The organism is Arthrobacter sp. Z1-9 (assembly GCF_054792695.1).
This window is the reverse complement of the sequence record NZ_CP096457.1, coordinates 83,584-94,680: the sequence shown is the minus strand read 5'-3', so window position 1 is coordinate 94,680 and position 11,097 is coordinate 83,584. Positions and strand designations below refer to the sequence as shown.

11 protein-coding genes are annotated in these 11,097 nt (G+C 62.6%); 3 read left to right on the top strand and 8 right to left on the bottom strand.

The features are described from left to right. Nucleotides 1-144 precede the first annotated feature (144 nt). Nucleotides 145-297, top strand: coding sequence for a hypothetical protein (locus tag M1D93_RS20435; protein WP_461175300.1), 153 nt, complete (start codon nt 145-147; stop codon nt 295-297). 78 nt (nt 298-375) lie between these two features. On the opposite strand, the gene M1D93_RS20430 is transcribed toward M1D93_RS20435, so the two are convergent. From M1D93_RS20430 to M1D93_RS20395, 8 genes are all read right to left on the bottom strand, one after another. Next, nucleotides 376-810 (bottom strand): acyl-CoA thioesterase, encoded by a 435-nt coding sequence (locus tag M1D93_RS20430; protein WP_461175299.1) that lies wholly within the window; start codon nt 808-810, stop codon nt 376-378. Nucleotides 811-1,107: 297 nt separating this feature from the next. Next, entirely contained in the window at nt 1,108-1,338 is a 231-nt protein-coding gene (locus M1D93_RS20425) for a hypothetical protein (RefSeq protein ID WP_461175298.1), read from the bottom strand. A 59-nt stretch (nt 1,339-1,397) separates the two neighbouring features. Then, nucleotides 1,398-1,514 (bottom strand): ATP-binding protein, encoded by a 117-nt coding sequence (locus M1D93_RS20420; protein WP_461175297.1) that lies wholly within the window; start codon nt 1,512-1,514, stop codon nt 1,398-1,400. A gap of 509 nt (nt 1,515-2,023) precedes the next feature. Beyond that, a complete protein-coding gene (locus tag M1D93_RS20415; protein WP_461175296.1) occupies nt 2,024-3,076 on the bottom strand; it encodes an MBL fold metallo-hydrolase in 1,053 nt (350 codons plus the stop codon). Between the two features lie 442 nt (nt 3,077-3,518). Then, nucleotides 3,519-3,938, bottom strand: a complete 420-nt coding sequence (locus M1D93_RS20410) for an organic hydroperoxide resistance protein (RefSeq protein ID WP_461175295.1) — start codon at nt 3,936-3,938, stop codon at nt 3,519-3,521. 589 nt (nt 3,939-4,527) lie between these two features. Then, a complete protein-coding gene (gene pntB / locus M1D93_RS20405) occupies nt 4,528-6,003 on the bottom strand; it encodes a Re/Si-specific NAD(P)(+) transhydrogenase subunit beta (protein ID WP_461175294.1) in 1,476 nt (491 codons plus the stop codon). Beyond that, complete coding sequence (locus tag M1D93_RS20400; protein ID WP_461175293.1) at nt 6,000-7,556, bottom strand: Re/Si-specific NAD(P)(+) transhydrogenase subunit alpha; 1,557 nt, start codon at nt 7,554-7,556, stop codon at nt 6,000-6,002. Before M1D93_RS20400 ends, pntB begins: the two co-directional genes overlap by 4 nt. A 60-nt stretch (nt 7,557-7,616) precedes the next feature. Next, complete coding sequence (locus M1D93_RS20395; protein ID WP_461175292.1) at nt 7,617-8,609, bottom strand: amidohydrolase family protein; 993 nt, start codon at nt 8,607-8,609, stop codon at nt 7,617-7,619. A gap of 242 nt (nt 8,610-8,851) precedes the next feature. On the opposite strand from M1D93_RS20395, the gene cofE reads away from it, so the two are divergent. Further along, a complete protein-coding gene (gene cofE / locus M1D93_RS20390; RefSeq protein WP_461175291.1) occupies nt 8,852-9,712 on the top strand; it encodes a coenzyme F420-0:L-glutamate ligase in 861 nt (286 codons plus the stop codon). After that, complete coding sequence (gene cofD, locus M1D93_RS20385; protein ID WP_461175290.1) at nt 9,709-10,740, top strand: 2-phospho-L-lactate transferase; 1,032 nt, start codon at nt 9,709-9,711, stop codon at nt 10,738-10,740. The genes cofE and cofD overlap by 4 nt, the downstream gene beginning before the upstream one ends. The last annotated feature ends 357 nt before the right edge of the window (nt 10,741-11,097 follow it).

The following is an 11,097-nucleotide window of genomic DNA, read 5'->3' as shown; positions in this document are numbered from 1 at the left end:
CCGAGGCCTGAGTGGTTGACCGACACAGGCACACATAGTGATTTCCATCTCACCGCTTCAGTCCCACCATATCCTATCTAACGAGCGCTAAGTCAAGACCTCCGTTCGGCATCCAGGCCATGTCGGCACTGGAGTCGCACGGACATGGGCAGCGCTCCGACGGGGCGGGGGCGGGAGCGGGAGACGCAGATCATCCTGCGGAGCGTCCTTGGGCTTCCGAATCAAGCCAGGGAGCGCGACGACGGAGTAGCAAGCGACCATGTCCCGGAAGGCGTAGTCCAGCACATCAACGCCTAGGCGTTAGCTTGTGGGCTTCTGTGCAGGGCGCCGTTGGATGAATCGCCGGGCGGATTCACTGCGGAGCAGGGCCCGACCTCACCGCCCTCGCACGTCGACCGGCGGCCCGGCGAAATGTTCCAGGACCGCCTTAGCAGGATCCGGAAGTGCACGAGGGCGGCCGGTCGAAACGTCAACGAGCACAATGGATGTTGCAGCAATCGCGCACTCAACTTCTCCGTCACGAACGCTGTAGGCGATATCAAAACTCGACCGCCCCACCCGTGTTACCCATGCGGCGACGTCGACAGTATCAACGTTCGGCCCGATCGGAGCTCGATAGGCAATCTCCTGATAGCCAATCACGATACCGGCACCTGCGCCCGCGAGAGCTTCCACCGAAGCCCCGAGCGACTCATCCTGAAAAATCCGGAGACGTGCGAGTTCGATATAAGTCAAGTAGACCGCGTTGTTGATGTGGCCGAAGCGGTCGACGTCAGAAAATCGCACCTGCATGGGTACGGTAAGTTCCATAAGTTCTCCTACGTTCTAGAGGCGAGACGGCGGGCCCACGCCGGGAAATATCCGGTCGAACCTTGTACGACAAGTTCGGTCTGGAAACGTTTGTGTTCTAAGTTCGTTTCCGCTTCGGTGTTGTTGATGCATCAGGAGCATCTCCACCGAGATCAGCCATCTCGTCAATGGTTGACGGGTTGTGGTGAGGTCGAGCACTTTTCACGCCGACATCGGGATCCCGGCGGGATGAAGCCGTACCAAGGCCGTACGCCCCTCAATGGGCTTTTCAGGTCGTCTTGTCGGCCAGGAACTGCGCTACGAAGGCGGGTTGAAATCACCGCTGCGGAACTCGTGGCTGGCAACGAACTCGCCCTGGAACTGTGCCATCGTAGTGACGCCATCCATCTCCATTTCCTCGACCGCACGCATGGCGGGAGTGATCGCTTCCTGGCGGTCCTGTCCCAGGCGATGAGTTTGCCGACCATCGAGCCGTACCTCGAACCCACCCGTGACGCGGAAGCCGTTGACTGGGCCGGGGCTCGGCACGAACCCTTTTGGGGTCCTCTGCGTTGAGGTGGCCCTCGACCTGGTGATGCGAGACCATGTCATCCTGGGCCACCGGCAGCGGATTGCCTGCGGCGATTTCCTGTTGGAGCCCGGTCAAAATCTATGCCCGTAATCGTCTCCGACACGGGGTGTTCGACCTGAATGCGCGTGTTCATCTCCACGAGGTAGTACTGACGTACAACGTTTCCATAATGGCTTCCTCTCGGTCGTATGGGTGATGCAGACTAGAACGGTTGGGCATGTGCCACTTGGACTTCGCGGCACGGGACGAGAGGTGACTCCAGGAGTGGGGTCCGTGGATATCTTCGGCTGCGCGCAGGGAAGAGTGCCCTCAGCATAGTTTATCGATCGCTAACTAGCTAGCCTTCCACCTTGGCGGTCGGTGGCATTCTGTGTAGCGGTAGGCGTAACGTCTGAACCAAGAGTGCGTTCTTGTGCGTTGACATCGCGAAAGGATGAACGAACGAACGGCCATGCTGCCGCGAACGCCGTCGTGGTGGTCTCGGAGTGGCAGTCCCAATCAGGGCAGCATCTCGCAGAAAGTCGCTGACGACTTCCACCCTTACGTCCGGGACGTCGTCATCGTCCCGTAAAAGAGTTGCTCAACGGTCTCATCCAGCGGCTGGCTCCAATCGGGAGCTTGCCCGGAGGGTTAGGGCTGCCGTCATGAGGACGCAGCCGCGCGTGGTTCGGTGACGGATATGTCGATGTGGTGGCCCTGGGAGCGCAGGTACACGACGTGGCTGGCAGTTTCGGAAACCGCCAATCGCAGCGAGAAGGCCTGCAGGGACTCCCAGCCGCGGGACCACGTCAGGTGCCGGGCGATGTCCCAGACGCTTTCGGGTCGGTGCGCCTCCAGCACCCGCAGGACCTCGGCGGAGCGTTCGCGGTTGTGGTGGATCAGCTGTGCGACCCGCCGCTGCATGCCGCGGAACCGGTACTCGTGCGCCGGGCAGACCTCCATCTCGTCCTCGAACGCGATCAGTTCCAGAGAATCGTAGTAGTCCGCCAGCGGGTTTGCCGGTCCCGGCAGCTCCAGCGCTATGTGCGGGGAGATGCGCGGCAGGACGTGGTCCCCGCTGAAGATCAGGCCGTGCGGCTCATCGACCAGACAGATATGTCCCGGTGAATGCCCGGGAGTCGTAACCACGCGCAGGTCCAGGCCCTTGGCGGGCACCAGACTGCCGTCGGCGAGCCGCAGGTCCGGATCGGCGAGGTTCTGCAGATGGGTGAAATGGGGGCGGTCCAGGGCCGCTTCGGCCAGCCGGTCCGCCGGCACGCCCCAGAGCGTCAGCTCCTCGCGGTCGTCGTTGAGAACAACGTCAGGGTCCTCACCGGCGGTAAGCCGGCGCACTTCCCGGTCACCTAGGGCAACCCACGCCCCTGTGGCTGTCCTTAGTCGGGCAGCCATCCCCAGATGGTCAGAGTGATAATGGGTGGCGACTATGCCGGTCAGGTCGGGCAGGCCCAGGCCGGCCTGCCGCACGCCGGACGCCAAATGCTCCATGCCGGCGTCGCTGTCCCAGCCCGGATCGATCAGGACCGCGTCACCGTCGCCCAGAAGCAAGTAACTGAGGGTGTAACGCATGGGGTTGTCCGGAAACGGCACGGGAATGGACCACACCTCCGCACCAAGCCGCTCCACGGGCGGCAGCACCCTGTTCCTCCACGCTTCCTTCTGCACGTGGCCGGTCAGGGTAATCGGCGGCAGATTCATCGTTTCCTCTCAAACAGCAAAATGGGTTGCGGCGCCTCACACCAGCCCCACCCTCGTATCTATGCGGGGCATGGCTGGCGGGAAGACGTCCAGGAGGCCCTGTGGTCGCCCTAGGCAGCGGCTCGGGGTGCAGGAAGAAGCAATGACGGGGCCTGGTCGCTGAGCTGGAATCGCTGATTTCGATGATATATGAGGCGTATCCGGATAGTTTTGACATCAAGCATGCACACATACCAGCAATGGCCGCTCCGGCTGCGGGCTAGTAACGATTTCTCTGATGATTCCTAATCAAGAGCCAGGATAGAACTCAGTTAGTGCTCCGAAACAGGTTAGGAATCATGAGCGTTCCGGCGCTGCATGTGATGACGGAGTCGGTGCCCTAGGCACCTAACTTCACCACGGTTTGCCTGACTCGGATCGGAACATCCACTGGACCCGGTTTCTAGTCGTCTGAGACGGAGATGTTGACCTCGATGTTTCCGCGGATGGCGTTGCTGTAGGGGCAGACCTCGTGTGCCTTGTCGGCCAGGGCCTTGGCCTCACTCTGCGTCAGAGTTGGAATGACGACTTCAAGATCCACCTCGAGAGCGAAGGACTTGCCGTCACGGACAAGACCGACCTTGGCCCCGACACTTGAGTCGCCCAGGTCCGTCTTCGCGGTCCGGGCCACGTGTTGAAGAGCAGAGTGGAAACAGGCGGCATAGCCGGCAGCAAAGAGCTGCTCAGGGTTGCTCCCGTTCCCGGAACCGCCGAGGGCATGCGGAGCTGCAAGTTGGATGTCCAGGCGTCCGTCGTCCGTGCGGGCCCGTCCATTGCGGCCAGCTCCTGTTGCAAGAGCTTCTGCTGTATAGATGACTGTCAATTGTTCTCCATAACTTCTAAGGGGATCTTCAGCGTTGGGTAAACTTACCCAGCGGCCCGACCGGCCAGTCACACGTGTTTCCGCAGCTAAGAGGCGCTTTTCCGCTTCAACTTGCGGGATATTGGCTGTCACTTTCAACCCTTCTCAACCGCAGCTTTACATAACGTCGGTTATCGGCAAACGGAACAGTCCTAGCCTCTGCTCTGCCTATCACACGCGCTCGACTGTCCCTCGGATCTGAAGCCCCGAGCTAGTCCTTCGGATGTAGCTCCAACAGTTCGTGCCTGTAGTGGAGCAAGAATTCGTGCCTGTAGTGAAGACCAATCCAGGGGGATGCAGTCAGTTCGTCGATGTTCAGGGCCTGACGTGGTATTGGTGTCTCTTCTGGGCATGGAGTCCGATCCGGCACACAGCGTCGTAGAGTCTCCTGCGGAGGGTATTTGGGAGGAACCCGGCGTTTGGGCATTGTCTCGTCTCTTTTCTCTCTTCTGTCGTCTGCCTCGGCAGACGGATCCGGCTGTGTAACCAGGACTAGCGCCACTTGGATGTTGTTATAGGGACCAGCAAAAGGCTGCGCGGGCGCTATCGGTTAGAAGGCTCTGAGGATGTCTTCGACGCGGGCTTTGGCGTCGCCGAAGAGCATTTGGGAGTTGTCGCGGTAGAACAGGGGGTTCTGGACGCCTGCATAGCCGGCGGCCATGGAGCGTTTGAAGACCACAACGTTTTCTGCCTCCCAAACACGCAGCACGGGCATGCCCGCGATGGGGCTACCGGGGTCTTCGGCGGCGGCGGGGTTGACGGTGTCGTTGGCCCCGATGACCAGGACCACGGAGGTGTCGCCGAGCTCGTCGTTGATTTCATCCATTTCCAGGACGATGTCGTACGGGACTTTGGCTTCGGCGAGGAGGACGTTCATGTGCCCTGGGAGGCGCCCGGCGACGGGGTGGATGCCGAACCGGACGTTCACACCCTTCTCACGGAGCTGGTGGGCGAGTTCGGCCACGGGGTACTGGGCTTGGGCGACGGCCATGCCGTAGCCGGGTGTGATGACCACGGACGAGGCGTTGGTCAGCATCTCAGCCGTTGCCTCGGCCGTGATCTCGCGGTGCTCGCCCTGGTCAGTGTCCCCTTTGCTGGCGGGGGCGGCGATGCCGAAGCCGCCGGCGATCACTGAAATGAAGGACCGGTTCATGGCCTTGCACATGATGTAGGACAGGTAGGCACCTGAGGAGCCGACGAGGGCGCCGGTGATGATGAGCAGGTCGTTGTTGAGCAGGAAGCCGGCCGCGGCGGCGGCCCAGCCGGAGTAGCTGTTGAGCATGGACACGACGACGGGCATGTCGCCGCCGCCGATGGAGGCGACCAGGTGCCAGCCCAGTCCCAGGGCAAGGACGGTGACCACGATGAGGAGCCAGAGCTGGGAGTCGTTGACGTACCAGACGGTCAGGGCGATGAACGCGGCGAGGGCGCCGAGGTTGATCCCGTTTTTGCCCGGCAGCATCAGGGGTGAGGATTTCATCCGTGCCGAGAGTTTCAGGAACGCCACGATTGAGCCGGTGAAGGTCACCGCGCCGATGAACACGCCGATGAACACTTCGGCGTGGTGGATCGCCATCAGGTCTGAAGACAACGCGGGGGCTTCGAGGTGGCCGTTCCAGCCCACCAGGACCGCGGCGAGGCCCACGAAGCTGTGCAGCAGGGCGATGAGTTCGGGCATGCCGGTCATTTCGACCACCCGGGCGCGCCAGAGTCCGATGGCCCCGCCGACGGCGACCGCGGCGACCAGCAGCCCCAGGCCGGTGAGGGTGTGGCCGGTGCCCCAGGCGTCCTGCAGGGTCAGCCAGATGGTGGCGGCGAGGGCGATGACCATGCCAGTGATGCCGTAGACGACCCCTGCCCGGGCTTTCTCGTGCTTGCTCAGCCCGGCCAGGCTGAGGATAAACAGCAGGGCCGCGACGATATAGGCCGCCCCCGCAATGGAGTCGGCGGTCAACGGACCGGAGACGGTGTCGGACACGGTAGAGCTCCTCGTAAGTGTTGCTGCTGTTGCGGTGATGGCGCTCATGAACGTGCCTTCCCGGCCGAGAACATGGCGAGCATGCGCCGGGTGACGGCGAAGCCGCCGAAGATGTTGATGCTGGCCAGCAGCACCGCGACGGCGGCGAGCACCTGCATCACGACGTTCTCGGAAGTCACCTGCAGCAGGGCCCCGACGACGATGATTCCGGAGATCGCATTCGTCACGGACATCAGCGGCGTGTGCAGGGCGTGGTGGACTTTCCCGATCACATAGAACCCGACCACGACCGAGAGCATCAGGACCGTGAAATGCTGCGGCAACGGCGCAGGGGCAACAGCGTTGATCCCGAACAGCACCGCGATCCCCGCGGCGAAGAGTCCGGCCTTGCCGGCCGTGCTGAGGCCCTGTTTCTTCTTCGGCGCCGTACTTTCGGCGGCCGTTCCGGCGTCGGTCTTCACTGCGGGTGCGGCGGAGACCTGGACCGGGGGCGGTGGCCAGGTCTTCTCGCCCTCGCGCACCACCGTCACCGAGCGCTGCACGACGTCGTCGAAATCGATCCGAAGCTGACCGTCCTTGTCCGGGGTCAGGAGCTTGAGCAGATTCACCAAATTCGTCCCGTACAGCTGGGACGCCTGGGCCGGGAGCCGGGCCGGAAGATCCGTGTAGCCCAGGATCACCACCCCGTTATCCGTCACGATCCGTTCCCCCGCGACGGAGCCTTCCACGTTCCCGCCCTGCCCGGCAGCCATATCCACGATGACACTGCCAGATTTCATCGCTGCCACATCGTCGGCCGTGAGCAGCTTCGGAGCGGGCCGACCCGGGATCAGGGCAGTGGTGATGATGATGTCGACATCAGCCGCCTGCTCTGTGTAGATTTCGGCTGCACGCCTGTTGTATGCCTCGGACGTTGCTTTTGCGTACCCGTCAGAGGACTTCATCTCCTCTTCTACCTCAACCTTGAGGTAGGTACCACCAATGGACTTCACCTGATCCGCCACCTCAGGCCGCGGATCAGTAGCGCGAACGATCGCGCCCAGGCTGCTCGCAGCACCAATCGCGGCCAAGCCGGCGACACCGGCGCCGGCAACGAGGACCTTCGCCGGCGGGACCTTGCCCGCCGCGGTCACCTGTCCCGTGAAAAACCGGCCGAACTCATGCGCGGCCTCAATCACGGCACGATACCCGGCAATGTTCGCCATCGAACTGAGCACGTCCATCGACTGCGCCCGAGAGATCCGCGGCACCGCATCCAAAGCCAAAGCTGTAATGGGACGTGCCGCCAACGCCTCCACCAGCTCCGGCCGCAGCCCCGGGGCCAGCATCCCGATCAGCGTCGCACCCTCGGCAAGCCGGCCGATCTCCTCTTCAGTCGGCGGGTTGATCCGCAGCACCACCTCAGATCCCCAAGCCTCATCAGCACCCACCACCAGGGCACCGGCCTCGGCATACGCCTCATCACGGAACGACGCGGACTCCCCCGCACCCTTTTCGACCACAACCTCGTAGCCCAAACCCAACAACTGCTTCACCGTGGTGGGCGTCGCCGCCACCCGCCTCTCGCGACCCAATTCGGCCACAACGCCAATACGTGCCACGTAACTCTCTCTTTCATCCAGCCGGGGCAAGCAGAAATTTACTGCCCACCGGTTCCTCTGCTAGCTCGCGATCCGATACGTACGGTTCGCGGTGCCGGAGAACAGCTTCTGCTTCTCGTCGGGGCTGGCGCCGGCGGCGATACGCTTGAACGTGTTCCATAGGACGTCGTACGAGGCCATGTAGCCGTCCACGGGGTAGTTCGACTCGAACATGGATCGATCGGGTCCGAAAGTCTCGATGAGCCAGAGAATCTCTGGGCCCCAGTACTCGGCCAGTTGCTCGGACGTGGGAGCGACATCGGGGTCCCCGGTGACGTCGATGCGTTCCGCGAGGTCCGGCACACCGATGCCGCCCAGCTTGACAACGACGTTCTCGCGCTTCGCCAGCTCACTCATGTGCCGTCTCCACGTCCGGAGGACCTCGTCGCGGTCCGCGCCGTACGGTCCCAGCTTGATCGGTGCGCCGAGATGGTCCGTGATGATCCGAGCTTCAGGAAAGGCATCAGCGAGTGCGATCACGTCAGGCAGCTGCGGGTGGTACTGCCACGCGTCGAACGACAGGTCTCTGCGGACCAGCTCGGCAAACCCCGCGCGAAAGTCGGGCTTCGCGTAGAGGCCTTGTTCGACAAGGGTCGGATAGGGCGGGATGTCCGAAGAAGCATCCCACACGCCAGCCTGGCGAACTCCGACGAACCGCCCTTCGCTCAGCTCGAGCAGACGGTCGAGCGCCTCACCTGAGGCGCTGCCGTGGCGGAGGTTGAAGTCGCCCACGATCGCGGACACGACTGTGCCGCCGCGGGTCTCGCTCTCACGGGCGTACTGCGTGACGTACTCGACCTCGTCGAAGTTGGTCCCGTTGAACGAAGCGCGTGCCTCGAGGAAGACGGACTTAGTCACTCGGTGCCCGGTAGCGGTATCGGTCAGATAGTCGTCCAGCGAGTAGTCCCGCACCCAGTTGTGCTTGCCCTTCACAAAGAAGTGGTGATGAGCATCGGTTATCTCGAGGTCGGGTTCAATGACCTCTTCGACGGGCCCTGCTGCGTAGTATTCCATCAAAAGCGTTCGCCTCCAGTGCGATTAGATGCCTGCTGATTGCCCGCCTGTTGCAAGACGGGACTTGGCAAGGATCGGATGAGACTGCCATCACTCATTCTAACGCTCGCTATACTTCCATTACGTTCGACGTCAGTCAAGGTTTGCATAGCGGGTGCCAGCTTGACCCGGACCAATCTGTTGACTTATCGAGCGCTAGCCAATATCGTCGAAATACCGGACTGCGTCTGACGGGATTTGGGATGAATCAAAGTAAGTTGGCTGGCTTTGGAGTGCGCGAGGCTGAAGAGCCGCCCCAGCAGTTTACAGTCGTTGGGATCGGTGGAATTGGTGAGGTCGCCGCTGGCGATGACCTCCTGGCGCTGATAGGGAACGCCGTCGAAGCGGAAATTTCCGCCGGGGACATCGTCGTAGTGACCAGCAAAATAGTTTCAAAGGCCGAAGGACGTTCTCTGCAGGCAGATAGCCGCGAAGATGCCATCACGGCCGAAACGGTGCGGCTGGTCGCCAGCAAACCACACCCCGGCGGTGTGACCCGGATTGTCCAGAACAGATTGGGACTGGTGCTCGCCGCCGCGGGCGTCGACGCGAGCAATACCCCTGACGGCACAGTGCTGCTCCTGCCGGAGAACCCGGATGCGTCAGCCCGGGCGCTGTGCGCGGGGTTGCGCCAGCGGTTCGGTTTCGACCTGGGGGTGATTATCACCGACACGCTGGGCCGCCCATGGCGGCTGGGGCAGACCGATCTGGCCATCGGGGCCGCCGGATTGGCGGTAACCCATGATTTGCGAGGGACGCGTGATGATTTCCACAGGCGCATGGATGTCACCATCACAGCGGTGGCGGATGAAATAGCAGGTGCGGCGAACCTGGTGCTGGGCAAGACCTCTCGCCGGCCGGTCGCCGTAGTCCACGGCATGGACCACCTGATGCGGCAGCTGGAGGAACCCGGGGCGCAGACCCTGATCCGCCCTGCAGACGAGGACCTGTTCCGTCTAGGATCGGCAGAAGCGCATCTGGAAGGATTCCATGAGGGCTTCGCGGCAGGACAAAGGTCAGCCATTAAATCAGCAATTAGCGCAGAGGCCAGTGCTACCGCATGAGAATAACGGTGCTGGCTGGTGGCGTGGGCGGGGCGCGGTTCCTACGGGGTCTGCGCCACCATCTGCGCCAGGTAATGCCCGATGGAATGGGCGGGACGACGGCGGAGATCACTGCGGTCATTAACACCGGCGATGACATGTGGCTGACGGGCCTGCGGGTCTGTCCCGATCTGGACTCGGTGATGTATGCCCTCGCGGGCGTCAATGATGAATCGCGTGGCTGGGGCCGAGCCGGTGAAACGGAGCGCGTCAGTGCCGAGCTGGCAGCCTACGGCGTCGGCTGGCCGTGGTTCACGCTCGGTGATCTGGACCTGGGCACCCACATCACCCGCTCGCATCTGCTACGCGCCGGGCTGTCGTTGAGCCAGGTCACCCGGCGGCTGGCCTCCCGCTGGGACATCGGGATGGAGCTGCTACCCATGAGCGATGAAGAAGTGGAAACCCATGTGGCGCTGGACGGTCCCACTACCGGTGTACCGGAGATTGTGCACTTCGAGGAATGGTGGGTCCGGCACCGCGCCCAGCGCCCGGCCCGGGAATTTCTCCAGGCCGGGCTCTCAGAGGCAGCCCCGGCGCCGGGGGTGCTGGCGGCGATCTCCGGTGCCGACGCCGTCATCTTGGCCCCATCGAATCCGGTGGTGTCCATCGGCACGATTCTGAATGTCCCCGGCATCCGGGAAGCCATCCAGGCGACACCGGCCCCGGTCCTGGGAATCTCACCCATTATTTCCGGTGCTGCCGTCCGGGGCATGGCGGACGCCTGCCTGGCCGCGATCGGTGTCAGGACCGGCGCGGATGCAGTGGCCCTGCACTATGGTGCCCGTTCCGCGGGCGGGATCCTGGATGCCTGGCTGATCGACAGCGCCGATGCGGAACTGTCCGATCTTATCGCCGGTGCGGGGGTCCGGCCGGTTGTTGTTCCGCTGTGGATGAACGACGTCCAGACCAGCGCGGATCTTGCCGCAACGGCCTTGGAAGCTGCTTCGACAGTGGCCACGACAGAGTCGCAGGCCGCCGACTCGCAATGACACCTCCGGACAAGGGCAATCAATCAAAGCAAGACTGCGCTGGTTCGGCGCACGCGGCATCGCCGGGCCTGCCGCTGTCGAACAACTGGATTAACGTACTGCCCCGGAATCCGATTGACGGTTTATCCGCCAGTCGCATCCCCGACGATCTAGTGTCAGCAGACAGCCCTGCCCAAGCCCGCAGCGATGTGAACCCACCCCTATTCTCCTCACAGCATGGTTACGGCAGAACGGCGAGCAAGAGAACATCCCTGTCAATGCGGCCTGCTTTAAACCTGTTCATAGCTTTGAACCATGCCCGTCGAGCACGTGGCATTGTGATGGCTGGGCTGAAGCATTATTTGGGCTGTTCTTGTC